The 19996-nt window shown below is 74.0% G+C and carries 21 protein-coding genes and 1 pseudogene; 9 read left to right on the top strand and 13 right to left on the bottom strand.

The annotated features are described in order from the left end of the window. Positions 1–9: 9 nt before the first annotated feature. The 3 genes from OG553_RS34000 to sigJ form a co-directional block, all read right to left on the bottom strand. A complete protein-coding gene (locus OG553_RS34000; protein ID WP_405982693.1) occupies positions 10–189 on the bottom strand; it encodes a hypothetical protein in 180 nt (59 codons plus the stop codon). Between the two features lie 57 nt (positions 190–246). After that, complete coding sequence (locus OG553_RS33995) at positions 247–1674, bottom strand: amino acid permease (protein ID WP_405982692.1); 1428 nt, start codon at positions 1672–1674, stop codon at positions 247–249. A 164-nt stretch (positions 1675–1838) separates the two neighbouring features. Beyond that, on the bottom strand, positions 1839–2735 hold the full coding sequence (gene sigJ, locus OG553_RS33990; RefSeq protein ID WP_405982691.1) for an RNA polymerase sigma factor SigJ: 897 nt from the start codon (positions 2733–2735) through the stop codon (positions 1839–1841). Positions 2736–2876: 141 nt separating this feature from the next. On the opposite strand from sigJ, the gene OG553_RS33985 reads away from it, so the two are divergent. After that, complete coding sequence (locus OG553_RS33985) at positions 2877–3272, top strand: hypothetical protein (RefSeq protein ID WP_405982690.1); 396 nt, start codon at positions 2877–2879, stop codon at positions 3270–3272. A 21-nt stretch (positions 3273–3293) separates the two neighbouring features. On the opposite strand, the gene OG553_RS33980 is transcribed toward OG553_RS33985, so the two are convergent. Then, positions 3294–4583: a serine hydrolase domain-containing protein gene (locus OG553_RS33980; RefSeq protein ID WP_405982689.1), complete on the bottom strand. Its 1290-nt coding sequence runs from the start codon at positions 4581–4583 to the stop codon at positions 3294–3296. Between the two features lie 32 nt (positions 4584–4615). After that, positions 4616–5512: an alpha/beta hydrolase gene (locus tag OG553_RS33975; protein ID WP_405982688.1), complete on the bottom strand. Its 897-nt coding sequence runs from the start codon at positions 5510–5512 to the stop codon at positions 4616–4618. 119 nt (positions 5513–5631) lie between these two features. Here OG553_RS33975 and OG553_RS33970 point away from each other — a divergent pair, with 119 nt between their 5' ends. Beyond that, entirely contained in the window at positions 5632–6705 is a 1074-nt protein-coding gene (locus tag OG553_RS33970; RefSeq protein WP_405982687.1) for a helix-turn-helix domain-containing protein, read from the top strand. 51 nt (positions 6706–6756) lie between these two features. On the opposite strand, the gene OG553_RS33965 is transcribed toward OG553_RS33970, so the two are convergent. Next, entirely contained in the window at positions 6757–8550 is a 1794-nt protein-coding gene (locus OG553_RS33965) for a hypothetical protein (RefSeq protein WP_405982686.1), read from the bottom strand. 212 nt (positions 8551–8762) lie between these two features. Between OG553_RS33965 and OG553_RS33960 the strand changes: the two genes are divergently transcribed. From OG553_RS33960 to OG553_RS33950, 3 genes are all read left to right on the top strand, one after another. Beyond that, positions 8763–9596 (top strand): class I SAM-dependent methyltransferase, encoded by an 834-nt coding sequence (locus tag OG553_RS33960; RefSeq protein WP_405982685.1) that lies wholly within the window; start codon positions 8763–8765, stop codon positions 9594–9596. Between the two features lie 122 nt (positions 9597–9718). Beyond that, positions 9719–10615: a class I SAM-dependent methyltransferase gene (locus OG553_RS33955; RefSeq protein WP_405982684.1), complete on the top strand. Its 897-nt coding sequence runs from the start codon at positions 9719–9721 to the stop codon at positions 10613–10615. A gap of 136 nt (positions 10616–10751) precedes the next feature. Continuing rightward, positions 10752–10994, top strand: a complete 243-nt coding sequence (locus OG553_RS33950; protein WP_405982683.1) for a protealysin inhibitor emfourin — start codon at positions 10752–10754, stop codon at positions 10992–10994. A gap of 25 nt (positions 10995–11019) precedes the next feature. Here OG553_RS33950 and OG553_RS33945 read toward each other — a convergent pair whose 3' ends face one another. The 5 genes from OG553_RS33945 to OG553_RS33925 form a co-directional block, all read right to left on the bottom strand. Beyond that, positions 11020–11256, bottom strand: coding sequence for a hypothetical protein (locus tag OG553_RS33945; protein ID WP_405982682.1), 237 nt, complete (start codon positions 11254–11256; stop codon positions 11020–11022). A 94-nt stretch (positions 11257–11350) separates the two neighbouring features. Then, complete coding sequence (locus tag OG553_RS33940) at positions 11351–12175, bottom strand: DUF1206 domain-containing protein (protein WP_405982681.1); 825 nt, start codon at positions 12173–12175, stop codon at positions 11351–11353. Positions 12176–12317: 142 nt separating this feature from the next. Further along, positions 12318–13154: a hypothetical protein gene (locus tag OG553_RS33935; RefSeq protein ID WP_405982680.1), complete on the bottom strand. Its 837-nt coding sequence runs from the start codon at positions 13152–13154 to the stop codon at positions 12318–12320. A 110-nt stretch (positions 13155–13264) separates the two neighbouring features. Further along, a complete protein-coding gene (locus OG553_RS33930) occupies positions 13265–14134 on the bottom strand; it encodes a DMT family transporter (RefSeq protein ID WP_405982679.1) in 870 nt (289 codons plus the stop codon). A 101-nt stretch (positions 14135–14235) separates the two neighbouring features. After that, a complete protein-coding gene (locus OG553_RS33925; protein ID WP_405982678.1) occupies positions 14236–15213 on the bottom strand; it encodes an oxidoreductase in 978 nt (325 codons plus the stop codon). Between the two features lie 113 nt (positions 15214–15326). On the opposite strand from OG553_RS33925, the gene OG553_RS33920 reads away from it, so the two are divergent. Both OG553_RS33920 and OG553_RS33915 read left to right on the top strand, forming a co-directional pair. Further along, positions 15327–15941, top strand: coding sequence for a TetR/AcrR family transcriptional regulator C-terminal ligand-binding domain-containing protein (locus OG553_RS33920; protein ID WP_405982677.1), 615 nt, complete (start codon positions 15327–15329; stop codon positions 15939–15941). A gap of 159 nt (positions 15942–16100) precedes the next feature. Then, positions 16101–16934 (top strand): hypothetical protein, encoded by an 834-nt coding sequence (locus OG553_RS33915; RefSeq protein WP_405982676.1) that lies wholly within the window; start codon positions 16101–16103, stop codon positions 16932–16934. 12 nt (positions 16935–16946) lie between these two features. On the opposite strand, the gene OG553_RS33910 is transcribed toward OG553_RS33915, so the two are convergent. After that, on the bottom strand, positions 16947–17996 hold the full coding sequence (locus OG553_RS33910) for a mechanosensitive ion channel family protein (RefSeq protein WP_405982675.1): 1050 nt from the start codon (positions 17994–17996) through the stop codon (positions 16947–16949). 210 nt (positions 17997–18206) lie between these two features. Between OG553_RS33910 and OG553_RS33905 the strand changes: the two are divergent. After that, positions 18207–18359, top strand: a pseudogene (locus tag OG553_RS33905) (cyclase); the annotation flags it as partial. Positions 18360–18615: 256 nt separating this feature from the next. On the opposite strand, the gene OG553_RS33900 reads toward OG553_RS33905, so the two are convergent. Then, on the bottom strand, positions 18616–19503 hold the full coding sequence (locus OG553_RS33900) for a TIGR03619 family F420-dependent LLM class oxidoreductase (RefSeq protein WP_405982674.1): 888 nt from the start codon (positions 19501–19503) through the stop codon (positions 18616–18618). A gap of 246 nt (positions 19504–19749) precedes the next feature. Here OG553_RS33900 and OG553_RS33895 point away from each other — a divergent pair, with 246 nt between their 5' ends. Next, a complete protein-coding gene (locus tag OG553_RS33895; protein WP_405982673.1) occupies positions 19750–19986 on the top strand; it encodes a chaplin in 237 nt (78 codons plus the stop codon). Positions 19987–19996: the final 10 nt, after the last annotated feature.

Below are 19996 nucleotides of genomic sequence, written 5' to 3'. Positions count from 1 at the left end.
GGGGGCGCCTCAGCGCGCGGCCACCGCCGTGATCAGCTCCTCCGGCAGGCCCAGCAGCCGCAGGGCGTCCGGTACGGAGGGGCCGAGGGCGGCGGGGCTGCCGCTGCCCCGGGCCAGGGCGGCGGCCGCTTCGAAGTCCCGTTCGGCGCCGTCGGTGCCGCCCTCGCCGAGGGTCGCGTACCCGGACACGTACCGGGCTCCCTCGGCGGCCAGCCGCAGCGCGACGGCCCGTCCGATGCCGCGCGCTCACCGGCCGGTGGCCGTGCGTCCCGCGAGCTTGGAGTTGCGGTAGGAGTAGCCGAAGTAGACGGCCAGGCCGATGAGGAACCAGACCACGAAGCGGAGCCAGGTCTCCACGCGGAGGTAGGTGATGAGCCAGATCGAGGCGATGACCCCGATGGCGGGGGTGAAGGGCATCAGCGGGGTGCGGAAGGTGCGGGGCAGGTCGGGGCGCTTGTAGCGGAGCACGATGACCGAGGTGCACACGACGGCGAAGGCGAGCAGGATGCCGATGTTGGTGAGCTCCGCCGCCTCGCCGATCGGTACGAAGCCCGCGATGGCCGCCGAGGCCACGCCGACGATCCAGGTGACGCGGGTGGGGACGTGCCGGGTGGGGTGGGTCTTGGCGAACCAGTGGGGCAGCAGTCCGTCACGGCTCATGGAGAACCACACGCGGGTCACGCCGAGCATGAAGGTGAACATGACGGTGAGGATGCCGATGATCGCGCCGACCGCGATGATGTCGGCGACGACGGGCAGCCCGGCCGCCTTGAAGGCGCTGGAGAACCCGCTCTCCGGGTCGATCTCGGTGTACTTCTGCATGCCCGTCAGGACCAGGCAGGCGAGGACGTACAGCACCATGGCGATGGCCAGGGAGTAGAGGATCGCGCGGGGCATGTGCCGCTGCGCGTCCTTGGACTCCTCCGCCGCCGTGCTCATGGCGTCGTAGCCGAAGACGGCGAAGAAGACGGTGGCGGCTCCGGTGAAGGCCCCGCCCACGCCGAACGGGAAGAACGGCGTGTAGTTGTCGGACTTGATGTGGAAGAAGCCGACGACGACCACCAGGAGGACGACCAGCACCTTGAGGACGACCACGACCGTCTCGAAGCGGGCGGCGTTCTTGATGCCGAGGGTGAGCAGGTAGGCCGTGAACAGGCAAAGGACCGCCGCGATGAGGTCGAAGCGGTGTCCGTCGCCGGTGCCCGGGGCGCCGAGCATCCAGGTGGGGAGGGAGGCGCCGGTCTCCTCCAGGAGGAAGTTGAAGTAGCCGGAGATGCCGATGGCGACGACCGCCACGATGGCCGTGTACTCCAGCAGCAGGTCCCAGCCGATGAGCCAGCCGGCCAGCTCGCCGAGGACGGCGTACCCGTAGGTGTAGGCGGAGCCGGCCTTCGGGATCAGGCCGGCGAACTCGGCGTAGGAGAACGCCGCCGCGGCGCTGGCCACGCCGGCGATGAGGAAGGAGAGCAGCACCGCGGGCCCGGCGACGCCGTTGGCGACGGTGCCGGCGAGGGTGAAGATGCCGGCGCCGATGATGCCGCCGACGCCGATGGCGGTGAGCTGCCAGAGGCCGAGTGTGCGGGTGAGCTGTTCGCTGGGGGCGCCTTCGGGGTCTTCGATGTGCTCGATCGGCTTGCGGCGCAGTACGCCCTGCCCTGACCACAGGCTGGCCATGCTCCGATCCTTTCGGCCGGGGTGACGGGCGCACATCATCTCGGAAGCGCGGACCTTGCGGAACTAGGCGCTCCGGTGGGGTGGGACCGTCTGGCTCGAACCCGTGGTCGCCGGTGGCGGCACCCGCCCGGATCCGTGCGCGGACCGGGCGGGGCGGGTGGGCGTCAGTTCCAGGTGCGCAGCTTCTCCGGGTTGCGGACCGCCCAGATGTGGGTGATCCGGTCGCCCGTGACGCCGAACGCGGCCACCGTGATCGTGGTGTCGCCGAACCGGGCCACCAGGCCGGGGCGGCCGTTCACGGACCGTTCCAGGAGGGTCATGCCGGGCGTCGACCTCCCGCCGTTGTCGGTGATGTGGCGGGCGATCCGCTCCGCGCCCACCAGCGGGTGCAGCGCGGCGCTCACCAGGCCCCCGCCGTCGGCGATCATCGTGGCCCCGGGGTCGAGGAGGCCGACGAGGGCAGCGACGTCCTTGGCCTCCCAGGCCCGCTTGAAGTCCCTGATGACGGCGGCCCGTCCGGCGGCCGGGCCCGGGTCGGGGCTCGCCGTGCCGACGCGGCGGCGCGCCGACGACGCCAGCTGGCGGCAGGCCGCCGGGGTGCGGCCGACGACGGCGGCGACTTCGGCGAAGGGGTAGCGGAAGACGTCGTGGAGGATGAACGCGACCCTTTCGGCGGGGGTCATCGTCTCCAGTACGACGAGGAAGGCCATGTCGACCGACTCGTCGAGGGTGACCCGGTCGGCCGGGTCGGCGCCGGAGCCGCTGCCCGTCCACTCGGTGCGGTCGGGCAGCGGCTCCGGAACCCACTGGCCGACGTAGCTCTCGCGCCGGGCGCGGGCGGAGCCGAGCACGTCGAGGCAGACGCGGCTCGCCACGGTCGTCAGCCAGGCGCCGGGCGACTCCACGGCCTCCCGCTTCTGCCGGGGCATGGCGTACCAGCGGGTGTAGGCCTCCTGTACGGCGTCCTCGGCCTCGGACAGGGAGCCGAGGAACCGGTAGGCGAGGTTGGTCAGCCGGGTGCGCTCCCCCGTGATCGGGCTCGGGGTCAGGTCTGTGGTCATGGGGGCCATCCTCGGCGAAACGGCCTGGTGGAGGGCCGGTTGGTGGGTCACCTCACATCTTCGGGGGCTGCGTCGTCGTCATGACGAGACGGCGGGGCGTTCCCGGTACACCGTCGGCGGACGAGACGAGAGGGGCTCACCATGCCCGAGCAGACGGCACTGGGGAAGTTCATGCGGATCACGGCGGCCTTGCAGGTCGTGGGCGTCTTCTTCCAGGCGGTCACCGCGGGGTTGCTGCTGTCGACGGAGTACGGGGAGGCACTGCACGGTGCGGGGGCGCGGGGCATGTACGCCGCGTCGATGCTGTACGTACTCGCCGCGGTCCTGGGGTGGCGGCCGGGCGGCGGGTCGGTCAGACCGGTCCTGTACGCGGTCGGCATGCTGGTGCTGGCGTCGGCGCAGGTCGTCCTGGGCATCGCGCACGTGGCGTCCGTGCACGTCCCGTTGGGGGTGCTGATGTTCGGCCTGAGCGTGCTCCAGCTGGGGCACGCCGTGCTGGGCGGCCGCCCGCGCGGCCGGACGGCACCGGCCGTCTGACCGCGCGGGCGGGTGTCCCGGCTAGGGGGTGCGGTGCCCGTCGGTGTTCGTGGCCTCGGTGTTCGTGGGCTCGGTGTTCGTGGGCTCGGTGTTCGTGGGCTCGGTGTTCGTGCCGTCGCACATCGCCTCGTCGTACAGCGCCTTCAGGGCGGTGTCGATGGCGTGCGGCGGCCGGCTGCCGGTGGGGTCCGGTGCGGTCCAGCGCTGGAGGTTGACGGCCACGGACATCTGGCGCCTTCCGTCGGCGCGGGTCAGGGAGATGGTTCCGGCGCCCCAGGCCGAGCCGTCGTGGCCCCAGAAGGTGCCGCAGCCCGGGACGGTGACCTCGTGCAGGCCGAGGCCGTACCGGATGGTCTTGCCGTCCAGGTGGCGGACGGGGACCGTGCGCTGCATCTGTTCGAGGGAGGCGCGGCTGACGATCCCGCCGTCGAGGAGCCGGCCGTAGAAGCGGTTGAGGTCGGCCATGGTGGACACCAGGGCGGCGCCGGTCCCGGCGAAGGACATGTCGTAGACGCTGTAGTCGCGCGGCGGGTCGAGCAGGCCGAAGGCGGCCTCGTACATGCGCGAGTGGGGACCCTCGATGGCGGGGCCGGACGGGAAGGCGGTGTGCCGCAGGCCGGCGCGGCGGATGACGTTGCGGGTGATGTACTCCTGCGCCGGGGTGCCGGTGACCCGCTCCAGGAGCTCGCCGAGGAGCAGGTAGTTGGTGTTGGAGTACACGCCCGTCGGACCGCCGGGCTCGCCCGCGGGCGGTGCCGCGAGGCCCAGTTCGATCAGTTCGGCCGGTCGGAAGCGCCGGAAGCGGTTGTCGTCGAGGCTCGCGGGCGAGCCGGAACGGAGGGACGGGAAGGCGTACTCGATGTAGTCGGGGAGGCCGCTGGTGTGGTTGAGGAGCATCCGCACGGTGATCTTCCTGCCGCGCTCCCCCGGGACCAGGTCCGGGAGGTGGTCGCCGATCGGCGCGTCGAGCCGGATGCGGCCCCGCTCGACCTGCTGCATGACGGCGACGGCGGTGAAGGTCTTGGTGATGCTGCCGACGCGGTGGCGCAGGTCCGGGCTGACGGGGCGTCCGGTCGCGGTGTCGGCGACCCCGGAGGCGCCGCGCCAGGTCCGGCCGTCGGCGCGCACCTCGCCGTAGACGCCGGGTACGCCCGCCCGGTGGACGGCGTCCATGGCCGCCCGCAGCTCGGCGGGCGTGGTCGCGGACGGGGCGGGGGCGGCCGCCGCGGGTACGGCGTTGGCGGTGGTGGCGGTGGTGAGTACGGCCGCGCCCGCGCAGAGGGCGAGGCGGAGCTTCGGTCGGATCGGCATGGTCGTGCTCCTTCCAGGGGGTGGTGGGCGGTTCAGCCGGCGAGGGCGCGGCGCAGGACGGCGCCGAGTTCGGCGTTCTGGCGCTGGGAGACCTCGGCGGACAGGAGGGCCTGCGAACCGTGGAAGGTGCCGGGCCACTGGTGTATCTCGACCGGTACGCCCGCCCGGAGCAGGCGCAGCCCGTAGTCGAGGCCCTCGTCGCGGTTCGGGTCGAACTCGGCGGTGGAGATGTAGGCCGGGGGCAGTCCGGACAGGTCGGTCGCCCGGGACGGGGCGGCGTAGGGGTTCGCCGGGCCGCCGCCCAGGTAGTGCCGCCAGCCCGCGGTGGCCTTGTCGCGGTAGAACCAGGGCGTGTCGGTGAAGTTCCGGGCCGACCAGCTGTCCTGGCGGTCGTCGAGGCCCGGCTGGTTGAGCAGCTGGAAGCGGATCGCCGGCCCGTCCTGGTCGCGGGCGCGCAGGGCGACCGCGGCCGCGAGGTTGGCGCCGGCGCTGTGGCCGCCGACCGCGATGCGGGCCGGGTCGATGCCGAGGGCGCAGGCGTTGTCGGCCGTCCAGCCGAGGACGGCGTAGGCGTCGTCGAAGGCGGCGGGGAAGGGGTGTTCGGGGGCGAGGCGGTAGGCCACCGAGATCACCACCGCGCCGGAGCCCGCGGCGATGCGACTGGCCCAGGGGTGTTCGGTGTCGAGGTCGCCCATGGTGAATCCGCCGCCGTGCATCCACACGACGGCGCCCTCGGCCCCGTGCGGGCGGTAGACGCGTACGGGCACGTCGGGGCGGGCGGCGACGGTGTGGTCCTCGACCTCCATGTCCGCGGCGTCCGGTGCCGGTACGGCGGAGGCGAGCCCGGCGAAGCTCTTGCGGGCGGCGACCGGGTCGTCGAGGTCGGTCCGGGGGAAGAACGGTACGAATGCTTCGAGTTCGGGGTCCATGACGGACATCCTCACGGGGCGGGCGGTCCCGGGTCGTCCGCCGTCCGTCGGGCATACCGGCCCGATCGCGCGCCGTTCGGCGCCCGTCGCCGTCCGGCCGGTGCTCCTATGCTTGCGCCATGGAGGCACTCGCCGTACGGCTGTCGGGACTCGATCCGTACGTGGACGGGGCGCTGCGCATCGTCGCGTTCTACGACACCCTGATGCGGCGTCGGGTGGACCTCCCGGCGCTCGCCCGGGCCTCGGCGGGGCTGGCCGAGTGCGTCTGCGGGATCCGGCTGTACGGGACGGGGCGGACGATCCGGGTCTCGCCCGCCGGCGGCGAGGCTCCGGAGGGGGCGTCGCCCGGGTGCGCGTCCGGCTCGGTGTCCGCGTCCGGCTCGGTGTCCGGCTCGGTGGCGGTGGTCCTCGACGACGAGGAGATCGGCTCGGTGTGGCTGGAGCGGCCGGGTCCGGCCGGGCCGCTGGACGAGGTGCTGCTGGAGCGGCTCGCCATCGCCGTCGCGGCCGCCGTCGAACGGTACGGGCCGGCCCGGACCACGATGGCGGATCCCGCCCTGGTAGAGCTGGTGATCGGTTCCGGTACGGACGAGGCGGCCAGGGCCCGGGCGCTGCGGCTGCTGGGTTTCGCCGCCGGTGTGCCGGTCCGGGTGGCCGCCGTGCGGTCGGAGCGGCTGGCGCTGGACCGGGTGGGCGGGCTGGTCTGTCCGGGACGTCCGGTGAAGGGGGCTGTGGTCGCCGGGGTCGGGGTGGTGCTGGCCGCGGCCCTGGAGCCGGACCGGTTCCCCGAGGGCGTGTACGCGGGCATCGGCGCCGCCGAGCGGCCCGACGTGGCGTGGCGTCAGGCCCGTACCGCCCTGCGGTTCGCCACCGCGCGCGAACCCGTCGTCGACTACCGCGCGTTGGGCGCGCTGGCGCTGCTGGCGGAGGTGCCGCAGGAGGTCCTGCGCGGCAACGCCGATGTCGCGGCGCTGGCCCGGCTGGCCGGCAGCCCCGAGGACCTGGAGACGCTGGACGCGTACTGCGCCACGGGCTCGCTGCGCCGGGCGGCCGACCTGCTCCACCTGCACCACAGCAGCGTGGCCCGCAGGATCGAGCAGATCGGCCGGGTCCTGGACCTCGACCTGACCGGGGCGCCGGGGCTGTACCGGGCCGGGCTGGCGCTGGCGGCGTGGCGGCTGCTCCAGGGGTGAGGGCGTACGGGGTGCCGGCGCCGCCGTGAGCGTCCGGCACCCCGTGGGGGCTCAGGGGCAGCCGGTGCCGGTCGCGGGGTTGGCGCAGACGTCGGTGCCGGGGCCGCCGTCGTTGGTGTTGGTGCCCGGTCCGCCGTCGAGGTCGTCGTTGCCGACGTCGCCGAAGAGGAAGTCGTCGCCGTCTCCACCGGTCAGGGTGTCGTTGCCCGGGTTGCCGTGCAGGATGTCGCTGCCCGTGCCGCCGGCGATGCGGTCCGCGCCGGGGCCGCCGGTGACGCGGTCGTCCCCGGGGCCCGCGCAGACGAGGTCGTCGCCGGCGATGGCGTTGACGGTGTCGTTGCCGCCGCGGGCGAGGATGACGTCGCGTCCGGGAGTGCCGTTGAGCAGGTCGTTGCCGGGGGTGCCGGTGATGGTCGGCTGCTCGCCGAAGCAGGTGGTCGCGTCGACGGTGGTGGTCTCCTGCGCGACGTCGTTGGCCGGGGCGGGGTCGGAGACCGCGCCGGCCACGGCCGCCGTGTCGGTGAGGACGTCCTCCGTCGTGGCCAGTGCCGTGATGGTCCGCGCGGCGCTCGCGCCGGCGGTGAGCGTGCCGATGGCGCAGGTGACGACGTCCGGCGTGGATCCGGCCGCGGTGCAGCCCGCGGAGGCGGAGACGAACTGGAGTCCGGCGGGCAGGGTGTCCTTGAGGACGACGCCCTCGGCCGTCTGCGGGCCGTCGTTGGACGCGGTGAGGGTGTACGTCACGTTCTGGCCCTCCACCACCGGGTCGGAGCCCGTGTCGGACTTGGTGACGGCGAGGTCGGCGTCGGTCAGGGCGATGCGGCCGATGAAGCCGGCTGTCTCGGCGAACCAGATGGTGTCGTCCGGACCCTTGGTGATGCCCCAGGGGCCGCGCTCCGAGGAGGGCAGGGGGAACTCGGCGATGACGCCCGCGGTGCTGATCCGCCCGATCCGGCCGCTGTTGCGTTCGGTGAACCAGAGGCTGTCGTCCGGGCCGGCGACGATGTCCTGCGGCTGGGGCGAGCCGCCGTCCGACGGGACGTCGAACTGGGTGATGACGCCGGCGGGGGTGATCCGGCCGATCCGGTTGCCGCCGAACACGGTGAACCAGAGGTTCCCGTCCGGGCCGGTGGTGATGTCGGTGGGGCCGCCGCCTCCGGGGACCGGGAACTCGGTGACGACGCCCGACGGGGTCATGCGGCCGATCAGGTTGTCGCCGATCTCGGTGAACCAGAGGTTCCCGTCCGGACCGGTGGTGATGTAGGAGGGCTGGCCGGAGCCTGCGGGCAGGGGGAACTCCGTGACGGTGCCGGTCGTGGTGATCCGGGCGATCCGGTGGGCGTTCTGCTCGGTGAACCACAGGGCGCCGTCCGGGCCCGCGGTGATGCCGGTGGGCTCGACGAACTGCTCGGGCAGGGGATAGATGGTGACCGTGCCGTCCATGGCGACCTTTCCGACCCTGGAGTCGAAGGTCTGCATGGTGAACCAGACGTTCCCGTCGGGTCCCGTGGTGATGTCGTGCACGGTGCTGAACGGGGGCACGGAGTACTCGGCGATGAGGGTGCCCGTCGGGCTCATCCGGCCGATCCTGTCGGCGGCCGCCTTGGTGAACCACAGGTTGCCGTCCGGGCCGGCGGTGATGCCGACCGGGGTGCTCGGGTTGGTGAGGGGGTATTCGACGAGGTTCACGGCCGCCTGGACCTGGGGCGCGCCGGTGGCCAGGGGCAGGACGGCGGCCAGCAGGGCGCCGGAGAGCAGCGCCGCGAGGCGGCCGAGGCGGGGGCGGGAGCGGGGCCGGGGCGGCCTGGACGCCGCCGGTTCCGGCGCGTTGCGGGTGGGGAGCATGGGCGGGCACCTCTCGGTCGTACGGGAACGCGCCCGTCGTACCAAGGCCCGATCGTTTCTGCGGATGCGGAGGCCCCCGCGGCGCGCCGGACCTCCACCCGGATTCCACCCGAACGGAGCCGCGGCGCTCCCGCCGGGCCGGGCGTCCGCCGGGTTCCTATGCTCGAAGGAGGACGGCCATCGGCACCGTACGGACGAGGGAGGCGGGTGGCATGACGGAGACGGCGGACGCGCGCGAGGCCGACCGTGCGCTCAAGGCGAAGCACCGGACGATGTGGGCGCTCGGCGATTACCCGGCGGTCGCCACGCAGGTCGTGGCGGGGCTCGGGCCCGCGCTGGTGGAGGCCTGCGGGGTGAAGGACGGGGACCGGGTGCTGGACGTCGCCGCCGGGTCCGGCAACGCCTCGATCCCGGCCGCGCTGGCCGGCGGCGACGTGGTGGCCTCCGACCTGACGCCCGAGCTGCTGGCCGTGGGGCGCAAGGAGGCCGAGGCGCGCGGTGCCGTGCTGAGCTGGCAGGAGGCGGACGCGGAGGCCCTGCCGTTCGAGGACGGGACCTTCGACACCGTGATGTCCTGCGTCGGGGTCATGTTCGCCCCGCACCACCAGGCCACCGCCGACGAACTGGTGCGGGTCTGCCGGCCCGGCGGCACGATCGGGCTGCTCAGCTGGACCCCGGAGGGGTTCATCGGGCAGATGTTCGCCGTCATGAAGCCGTACGCGCCGCCGCCCCCGCCGGGAGCGCAACCGCCGCCGCTGTGGGGGCGGGAAGAGCACGTGCGGACGCTGCTCGGCGACCGCGTCAGCGGCGTCGAGGCGCGCAGGCGGGCGCTCCGCGTGGACGCGTTCCGGGAGCCCGAGGAGTTCCGGGAGTTCTTCAAGGCCGCCTACGGGCCGACGATCGCGGTGTACCGGAACATCGCCGACGATCCGGAGCGGACCGCCGCCCTGGACGGTACCCTCGCCGACCTGGCGGGCGGCGCCCTGCGGGACGGTGTCATGGAGTGGGAGTACCTGCTGCTCACCGCGCGTCGCGGCACCGCCTGAGCGGGGTGGCGGCCGGGTGACGGCGGGGCGCGCCGCCGACCGGCCCAATGCCGGTGTCCCGGCGGCCGGCGGGCGATCCTTCAGGCCGGACGGTACGGGGCCGTCCGGCGGAAGGAGTCACGGTGGCAGCAGCATCCCCCGAGGAGCACCCGGTGCACGCGGGACACGCGGGAGCCACGGGTATCACGGGTGACACGGGAGGCGCACGAGGCACCGGAGACGCGGGACGGTACGGCGAGGCTCTGTTCCGGCCCGAGGCGCCCGGTGAGGGCGAGCGCATCGACCACGCCGCCCTCGTCTACGACCCCCTCACCCGGCAGCGGCTGCTCGCGCTCGGCGTCGGCCCCGGCTGGCGCTGTCTGGAGGTGGGTGCCGGTACGGGCACGGTCGCCCGCTGGCTCACGGAGGAGGCCGGGGTGGACGAGGTGGTCGCCCTGGACCGCGACACCAGCCGGCTGACCCCGCTCGCCGGACCCCGGATGCGGGTGCTCACCGAAGACCTGACCCGGCTGGACGACGAGGCGGAGCTGGGCTCCTTCGACCTGGTCCACGCCCGGTTCGTGCTGATGCACCTGCGCGAGCGCCGGGCCCTCGTCGACCGTCTCGCCAAGCGGCTGCGGCCCGGCGGGTACCTGGTCCTCAGCGACGCCGCGGACGTGCCCGACCCCGCCGACACGCGCTCCGCGTACCGGCGCACCCTGGACGCCATGTGGCGCGCGCTCGCGGAGACCATCGGCACGGACATCGCAGCCGTGCTCGACTACCCGCACGCCCTGCGCGCGGCCGGTCTCGCCGAGGTCGCCGCGGAGCTGGTCTGCCCGCCGCTGACTCCGGGCACCCCGCTCGCCGCCTTCTGGCGCGAGACCTGGCAGCGGATGCGGACCGACCTGCTCGCGCCGGGCCGGCTCGAACCGGTCGTCTTCGACGAGGCCCTCGCCTACCTGGACTCCCCCGGCCTGGCCGAGCTCGGCCCCGGCATGCTCACGGCCTGGGGCCGCCGCCCGACGCCGCGCGTCTGACCCCGCGGCGACGCTTTCCGGCCGTTCCCCGCCGCTGCGGGGGAACGGGCCGGGATCGGGGGCACGCGCGCCCACGGCGGCGACGCGCCGCCCCGCGCGGACCCCGCGCCGGCACACAGGAACCGGAGGCACCGTCATGCTGATCACGGTCACCCGCACCGGCGGCTTCACCGGAGCCGAGAAGCTCCGCGAGCTCGACACCACGGGCCGGCAGGACGCGGCCCGGCTCGAAGACCTGGCCCGGCGGGCCGTCTCGTCCGTGGCGGACGGCTACCACTACCGCATCACCGTCGACGGCGAGGTCCTGGACGTGGAGGACCCGTGCCTGTCCGAGGACCAGCGGAAGCTGATCCGTGCCGTCCTCGGCGAAGGGGCCTGACCGCCGTACGGCCGCCGGCCCGTAGTCAGTGCACGGTCCAGGTGAACTTGCCGCCGCCCACCCAGCGGACCTCGTCCAGGTCGTCGAGGTCGTGGATGGTGATCCCGGCCTCGGCGGCGACCAGCAGCACGTCCGTCATCGACTGGGCCCGGCCGACGAACTCCCCGTCGAGCTCGATGATCCGGAAGGGCGGGGTTCCGGGCTGGACGCCCAGGACGGTGATGCGCGCCGGGGAGAGGTGAGGTGTCAGGCCTTCGGTCATGGGGAGACGGTTGCACGCCGTGACCGGTGACGGGCGCGGCGACACGGCCCGGGCAGCCGATCGGCGGCGTACGGGCGACACCGCCGCGGTGGTGTCAGACCCGCTGCCAGGCGGCCGCCGCCCACGAGAACAGGCCGAACAGGACCAGGCCCGCCGCCACCGCCACCAGCAGCCACGGCCCGGCCGGGGTGTCGGCGAAGGCGCGCAGGGTGTCGTCGACGCCCTTGGCCTTGGCCGGGTCGTACTCCAGCGCCGCGTAGAGCGCGCAGCCGCCCGCCGCCGCGAACAGGGCGCCCCGGGCCAGGCCGCCGGCCACGCCGAGCACGTCGACGGCACCGCTCAGCCAGCCCGGCCGGGAGGGCAGGGCCAGTTTGTCGCGGAACTTGCGCCGCAGCGCCGACACCGCGATCACCACTCCGCCCACCGCCACGCCCAGCCCCGCCAGGGCCACCAGCCAGCGGCCGCCGGGCCACTCCAGGATGCTCGCGGTGGCGTCGCGCGACTGCTCGTCGCCGGACTTGCCGCCGCCCTGGCCTGCCGCGAAGGCGATGACGGACGCGGCGACGGCGGCGTAGAACACCGCCCGGAAGGCTCCCGCCAGCCGTTTGCGGGCCTTGTGCCCGTCGGGTCCGGCCCCGCCGAAGACCGCCTCCGACAGCCGCCACAGGGTCATCCCGACCAGGCCGATGCCGACGGCCCAGATCAGTACCCGGCCCAGGGGGCCGCCCGCCAGCCCGGCGAGCGCTCCCTGCCGGTCGGCCTCCCGCCCGGGGTCCTCCCCGAAGGCGATGCGCAGGGCGATCGCGCCGACCAGGACGTACATGACCCCGCGGGTGGCCAGTCCCGCCCGGGCCGCGACCACGATCCCGGTGCGCGGCGCGCCGTCCCGGACCCGGGTCTCCTCAGTAGTCGACCGCATGGCCACCTCTCCGGTCCCGGAGCGCGGGTGCGCTCCCTGCCGGGCGTCTGCCCCGTAACGGGCGGTTGTCCCCGGCCGGGCGGAGGAGTGACGCTGCGTGGCGGACGGCTCGACGGCCGGTGGGGTCCGACGGCCGGCGGGGTCAGCGGCCGAGCGCGCCGCGCAGGGTGATCCCGTAGCGGCTGCGCAGGCGCCACACCTCCCAGACGGAGAGCGCCGTCACCGAGAGCGGGCCGCCGAGGAGGAAGGTGTAGAGCACCTCCGGGGGCGCCGCGACGTCGGGGCCGTTGAAGAGCTGGAAGGCGAACAGCGACCACACGAGCAGCGGCGAGAGCAGGGCCGGGAGCAGCTGGTGGACGTCGGACGCCCGGAAGCAGGAGGCCACGCAGATGTAGGCGGCGAGGACCGTGTAGGGGATCGAGGCGATCAGCAGGGCCAGGGCGAGCAGCCAGCCGATGGCAGCGACGATGAAGCTGACCAGGGAGCAGAAGATGCCCCGGCCGAAGAGGCCGGAGAAGAAGTCCACCACGTCGGACTCGCTCGCGAGGTCGCCCTTGACGGCGGTGAGGGACAGCCAGATCACCGCGGGCCCCAGGGCGAGCGCCAGCATGTAGACGACCGGCCCGATGAGGCGCCGGGCGAAGGCGCGGCGGCGGTCCGGGGTGCCGGCGATGAGGAAGGCGGTGATGCCGACGATGCTTCCCACCAGCAGGACGGCGCAGGCGAGGCCGAGTTCGGCGAGCTTGCCGAGGACGAAGTCCTGCCGGCCGGAACTCAGCGGGTAGGCCAGGACGATCCACACGGCGGCGATCATGCCGAGGAGCGTGCGGATGACCTGGAGGGCGCCGATGAGCCGGTCGTCCGGCCGTTCGTCCAGTCCGGGGGCGTGGTCGCCCATGCATTCCCGGAAGAACTCGTTCAACACGGCGAAGGGGCCTATGGGCTCCTCGCGCTGCGTCTGCGGCCTGGTCGTGCTCACTTCTCGTCCCCCGGGTGCTGCGCGTGCTTCGCGCGGCGGGCACGCCCCGCCGCGAACGTCGAGCACCCTAACGGATCTTGAACTGTTGACTGAGGGGCCCGGTCGGGGGCTCACCGGGGCGCGGAGGGCTCCGCCGGGGCCTCGGTCCTGGCCAGGGCCAGTACCCCGGCGCAGATCAGCGCCAGCCCCAGGAGTTGCGGGAGCAGCCACCAGTGGGTGCGCAGGTGCTCCTCGTACAGCAGGACCCCGAGGGCGATGCCGACGCCGGCGTCGCCCAGGGTCAGCGCGGGCTGTGATGCGACCAACGGGCCGCCCTGCATGGCGTGTTCGAGGAGCAGCAGGGCGCAGATGCCGCTCGCGCCGAAGGCGTACGTCTCCCAGGCCGTCAGGAACGCGCCGATGCCGCCGCCCTGGAAGGTGTGCACGGCGGATTTCATCAGGGCGGCCGTGAGCGCGCAGCAGACGGCGGTGGCCGCGCCGAGGCAGCCGGCCCGCGTCCGGCCGGGCGGGCGCCGCAGCCCGGCCGCGGCCAGTGCGGCCACCGCCGCCGCGCAGGCCGCGAGGGCCAGGGCCCAGCGGTCGAACGGGACGTGGGTCCGGTTCCCGGCGGGCGCGGCGGCCACCAGCACGATCCCGAGGCCGGCGACGACCCCGGCCACGGCGAGCCAGAGCGTGCCGGGCAGCGGACTGCGGGCCAGGAGGGAGGCGATCAGCAGGGCGAGCGGCAGCTCCAGCACGAAGAGGGGCTGTACGAGGGCCAGCGCGCCCGTGGCCAGCGCGAGGGCCTGGCCGACGCCGGCCGCGATCACCGCGAGGATCCCGCCGATCCACAGCGGCCGCCGCAGCAGGTCGAGGACGAGCCCGAACCGGAAGCCGTCGCTCTGCGGCACGGTCAGCGAGGCCCTCCGCTGGAGGACGGTCGCGAGGGCGTTGCTGAACGCCGCGAACAGCGCGAAGAGGACCGGCAGGAGGAAGCCCATGCCCCGATCCTCGCCGCGCGGGGGCCGCCCCGCGCCGCCCGTTCACCCGTGCGGGCGAGCCAGTCGCCCGACTGACTGTCCCGGGCGTCGCTCGTCCCGCCTCAGGAGCACGGGAGGTAATCGACGCCGGTCAGGTCTTCCGAGAGGGTCCACAGCCGGCGGGCGGTGGCGGTGTCCCGGATGGCGCGCTCGCGGCCGCGGAGGACGGGTTCGCCGCGCAGTTGGAATGGCCCGTCGGGGACGACGTAGCTCCCGCCCGGCAGGCCCGGGACGGTCGCGGCGTACAGGGAGGTCTTGGCGCCCTCCGGGGTGGGGCGGAAGGCGCTGCGCAGGAGCAGGCGCATCAGGGTGCCGTAGGCGCGGCCCCGGGTGCTGTTGGCGCCTCCGGTGAGCACGTTGGAGCGGGTGAGTCCGGGGGCGACGGCCATGCTGCGGAGTCCCAGCCCGGCGGCGTCGGCCCGGCGCTGCAGTTCCGTGGCGAAGTACAGGTTGGCCCGCTTGGACTGGAGGTACGCGAACATCGCCCGGTAGCCGCGCTCGGCGTCGAGGTTGCGCAGGTCGAAGCGGGCGAACCGCTGGCCCTCGCTGCTGACCGTGACCACCCTCGGGGCCGGGGCGGCCAGCAGGTGGGGCAGGAGGAGGCCGGTGAGCGCGAACGTGCCGAGGTGGTTGACGCCGAACTGGGACTCGAAGCCGTCGGCGGTGCGGGCGAACGGCACCATGGCGATGCCGGCGTTGTTGACCAGGAGGTCGAGGCGGTCGTGGTTCCAGTCCTCGGCGAAACGGCGGACGGACTTCAGGTCGCCGAGGTCGAGCAGGCGCAGTTCGGCGCGGGCTCCGGGGACTTCGGCCCGCAGGCGCTCCATCGCCCCGCCCCCGCGTTCGCGGCTGCGGCAGGCCAGGACGACGTGGGCGCCGCGTCGGGCGAGCTCGCGGGCGGTGACGTAGCCGATGCCGCTGTTGGCGCCGGTGACCACGGCCAGCTTCCCGGACTGGCCGGGGACGGAGTCCGGGGTCCACCGGTCTCTCGGAGAGCCCGGGGCGCAGACACGGGGGGCACGGGGGGTCATGGGGGTCATGGGGGTCATGGGAAACCTCGATCCATGGGAGCGGAGGCGGCTCTATCGCAACCACGAGTTGCAATATGCTGATGCTGTCGCATGGATCGCCAATAACGCAACTAGGAGTTGCAATGACCTCTCCCGAGCCGGCCCCGAAGCGCGGCCCCGCCGTCGGACGCGGCAGCCGGATGCGCGCCGCCGTCCTGGAGGCGGCAATCGGCGAGCTCACGGAGACGGGGTACGCAGCGCTGACCGTCGACGCCGTCGCCCAGCGGGCCGGCGTGCACAAGACGACGATCTACCGGAACTGGAAGACCCCCGACGACCTGGTCGCGGACGCGCTCACCCACCACTTCGCCACCGACGTCCCGATCCCGGACACCGGCACGGTGGAGGGCGACCTGCGCGCCCTGGCCCGCTCCCTGGTCGCGACCATGAACACGGACGCGGGCCGGGCCCTGCTGACGACCGCCCTCTCGGACGCGGCGCGGACGCCCCGGCTCGCCGAGATCAAGCGGGCCCTCTTCGAGGACCGCTTCCGCCGGGCCGAGCCCGTGGTCACCAGAGCCGTCGGGCGCGGCGAGCTGCCCGCGGAGACCGACCCCGCCGAGCTCCTCAAGACCCTCGTCGCGCCGGTCTACTTCCGCCTCGTGTTCACCGGCGAGCCGGTCGACGCGGCGACCGCGGACCGGGCGGTGGCCGTGGCGCTGGCCGCAGCGCGCGCCCGGGTACTGGCCGCCCCTTGAGCCGAATTGGATGACGATCCGTCAGCAGACTCTGGACGTGCGGGAGGTGGCAGGGCGCGGGAAACCGGAGGGTCCGGGACCGGTCGCCGTCGGCGGGGGTCGTCGGCAATGCTGTAGCCGCACAGCGCCGATCTTCACCACCGACGTCCGAGGAGATCCATGGCCGACACCGTCAACTCACTGGCCGCCCGCGTACACGAGCTGCTGGTGGCGCACCTGACCGGCGGCGCAGCCGCGGCGGCGCCGCAGCCGGACTTCCTGTCCTCGCTGGGCAGCCTGTTCGGCGCCCCGCAGCGCGTCGACGTGGCCGCGGGGCTCCATGACGTCATCGCGCGGGCCACCGCGCTCGGCCCCGCCGGAGCCTGGCTCGTGGCCGCGGGCCACGCGAGCCTCGCCGGCATGGCCCTCGCCCGCGGGCAGGCGGAGCCGGTCCTCTTCCACCTCGACGCCGCGGTGACGGCCGGGTTCAACGACTGCGTGGCCCTCCATTCCGGGCCCGTGCTCCCGCTGCACCACGATCCCCGCTTCCGGGCCCTGTACCAGCGGATACGCGTCACCGAGGGCGACCTCGACGAGTTCTACTGGCTGCACCGGGAGATGCAGGCGGCGGTGAGGGACGCCCAGGACGCCACGGTCGACGACATCGACCGCCTCGACGGCGGGGTGTCGCTGCTCCCCCAGACCCCCCTGCCGACCCGGGAACCGGACACCGCCGGCGTCCTGATCACCCGCATCGACCTCGCCGCCGCCCAGACCGCACTGCAACGGACCGCCGTGAAGGCGGAGTTCCAGCGTGCCTCCGGCAACAACGCCCTCAGTCTCATCGACGACACCTGGGACTACGCCGGCGCCCGGCGCGACGCCCGGTACGCCGACGACCGGGACACCAGGCGCCGGCGCTCCGTCGAGGCCCGTGCCTTCACCGAACGCCCCGGCGTCGGACACGCACTCGTCCCCGGCCCGCCGCTGGGCTCGATCGGCTTCCCGGCCTGAGTCCGGGCGCGCTCAGGCCCCGGGGGCCCCGGGCGGTGGTGCGAGGACCAGTCGGGGCAGGGCCTCCGGGTGCTCCTCCGAGAGCCAGGCGATCAGCTGCTCCCGTACCGCGCAGCGGACCGTCCACAGGTCGTCGGCGTCCTTGGCCGTGACGATCGCCCGCACGACCATGGCCGAGGGCGTCGTCTCCGTGACGGCGACGTCCCAGCCGCGCCCGTCCCACTCCGGGCACCGGTCCAGGATCTCGCGCACCTTGCCCCGTATGAGGTCGACGGGGGCGCCGTGGTCGCAGTGGAGGAGGACGGTTCCGGTCATCTGGACGCCGCCCCGGGACCAGTTCTCGAAGGGGCGGGTGGTGAAGTACGAGACGGGCATGGTGATCCGGCGCTCGTCCCAGGTCCGGACGGCGAGGAACGTCAGCGTGATGTCCTCCACCACGCCCCACTCACCCGCGACCACGACGGTGTCCCCGATCCGCACCATGTCCCCGAAGGCGATCTGGAACCCGGCGAACAGGTTCCCCAGCGTCGACTGCGCGGCGACGCCCGCGACGATCCCGATGATCCCGGCGGATGCGAGCACGGAGGTGCCCAGGGCGCGGAAGCTCGGGAAGGTGAGGAGCATCGCGGCGGCCGCGACGACGGCGACCACTGCGGTCACGACCCGCATGATCAGGGACACCTGGGTGCGGACCCGGCGGACCCGGGCCGGGTCGCGGGGGCCGGTCGCGTAGCGGGCGTACCCGGACTCGACGACGGCCGAGGTCACGCCCACGACGAGCCAGGCGCCGGCCCCGATCAGGGCGAGCGAGAGGGCCCGGCCGACGGCGGCCTCGTACTCCTGGAGCGGGCGCCACGCGGTCTGCCGGTGGGCCCCTCGGAGCAGCGCGGCCAGGAGCACGATCTGGAGGGCCGGCCGGCAGCGGCGCAGCGAGTTCCACAGGGGTGTCTCGGGGTGACGCGCGTCGGCCCGGCGCAGCAGCAGGTCGACGGCCCAGCCGGCCAGGCAGGTCAGCAGTACGGCGGCCCCCAGGACGGTCAGCGGGCGGACGGCGGCGTTCAATTCGTCTCCTCTGCGGTGTGGACGGACGGGCGGACCGGCGGCGGTCCTGGCCTCCACGCCCCTGCCCCGACGAGGAGCACCGACACCCTCCCGCCGGCCGCGGGGCGGCGCATGGGGACCGCGAAGCCGGGTATCCGGGCCCGTGGACGTCCTGACGGAGCGACCGGCACCGAGGGGTGCGGGGCCGCCGGGGACACGGAAGGGGTGCACATGTCGCACGTCGAGCAGCGGTCGGACACCCTCACCCACTGGGTGACGAACGTCAACGGGGTGCAGCGCGAGTTCGACGCGCGGATCACCGAGCAGCTCCCGGACCGGCGCGTCGCGTGCACGACGGTGGACGGGGAGGCCCGCCTGGCGGGGAGAGGTCTGACCGTGGCCGCGGAGGACCACGGGCCGCGGGCACGGATGCACGAAGGCCCCGGTCTCCGTGAGGAGGCCGGGGCCTTGTCAGAGCGCTGGGCAGGCCTTGCACCTGCATTCCCCCACGGGAAGTGGGGTGTCTTTCCTTGGACCACCAACGCATCGTCCCGTTCGCCGTGTTCCGCGGCGGCGGGTGCGAGATCAACTATACGGCACGCGGCCGGGCGGTCCGCACCGCCCGGCCGCGCGGCCGTACCTAGCCCGCGCGCACGAGGTCCAGGACCTTGATGCCGAGCTCCAGCGCCTCGTCCGGTTCGCGGACGGACTGCTGGAGGTCGACGAAGCAGCTGTCGGCGCCCGTGTCCCGGACGCCGGCGAGGACCGCCGCGATCTCCTCGTACGGGGTGCCCGGCTTGGCGTTGAAGCGGATGTTGCGGCGCAGGGCGCCGGGGTCGCGGCCCGCTTCCTCCGCGGCCCGCCGGGCGGTGTCCCAGAGCCCGGCGAGCACCGGGGGCGGCAGGACGGCGCCGACCCAGCCGTCGGCGCGGCGGCCCACGCGGCGCATCGCGGCGGGCGAGAAGCCGCCCAAGTAGACGGGCGGGTGCGGACGCTGCACGGGGCGCAGGCCGACGTGGGCGCGCGGGATGCGCCAGTGCGGGCCCTCGTGCGCGAACTCCTCCTCGGTCCAGATGCCCTGGAGGACGTCGAGGACCTCGTCGAGCCGTTCGCCGCGCCGGCCGAAGTCGGCGTTGACGGCGGTGTATTCGTCGCGGAGCCAGCCGATCCCGAACCCCGCGTCCAGCCTGCCCCCGCTCACCTGGTCCAGCGAGGTGAGGCTGCGCGCGAGCAACAGGGGCGGGTACCAGGGCGCGTTGAGGGTGCTCGTGCCGAGGCGGACGCGGTGGGTGGCGGTGGCGGCGACGGTCAGGACGGTGAGCGGGTCGAGGAAGGTCCGGTACTCGGGCGGGTACGGGTTCTCGGGCGTGTGGCCCGGGTAGATGTCGCTGGGCTCGACCGGGGTCAGGGAGCGGTCCCCCACCCAGAGGGAGTCGAACCCGGCGCGCTCCGCGTCGCGCGCGAAGCCGGCGATGCGGCCGGCCTGCGCGTGAGTGCCGTACTGGGGCAGTGCGATGCCTATCTCCATGGGCCCATCGTGGACGCGGGCCGGGTGCGAAACCCAAAGGCGCCACACGTGACACGTGACACAACGGCCTTGGTCCCAGGTGCCCGTCCCCCTCCGCCACGGCACCCGTTCGGGCGGTCCCGGTCACCCCGGGCGCCGGAACACGCCGTTGGTCAGGTGAATGCCGGGCGGGGAGCACCCGGAGGCGGTGTGATCCTGCTTCGACGTCTCGACGTCTCGACGTTCCGTCATCGACTCTGGAGTGACATGCGTATTCGAACTGCGATCGCCGCCACCGTCCTGGCCGCGGCCGGCATCCTCGGTGCCGGCGGTGCCGCCGTCGCCGACGCCAACGCCGAAGGCGTCGCCATCGGCTCCCCGGGCGTGCTCTCCGGCAACGTCGTCCAGGTGCCGGTCCACATCCCGATCAACCTGTGCGGCAACAGCATCAACGTCATCGGCGCACTCAACCCGGCCGCCGGCAACACCTGCATCAACACCTGATCCCCGGGAC

Source organism: Streptomyces sp. NBC_00158 (assembly GCF_045160885.1).
Lineage (GTDB): Bacteria > Actinomycetota > Actinomycetes > Streptomycetales > Streptomycetaceae > Streptomyces.
This window is presented reverse-complemented; position numbering and strand designations above follow the sequence as displayed.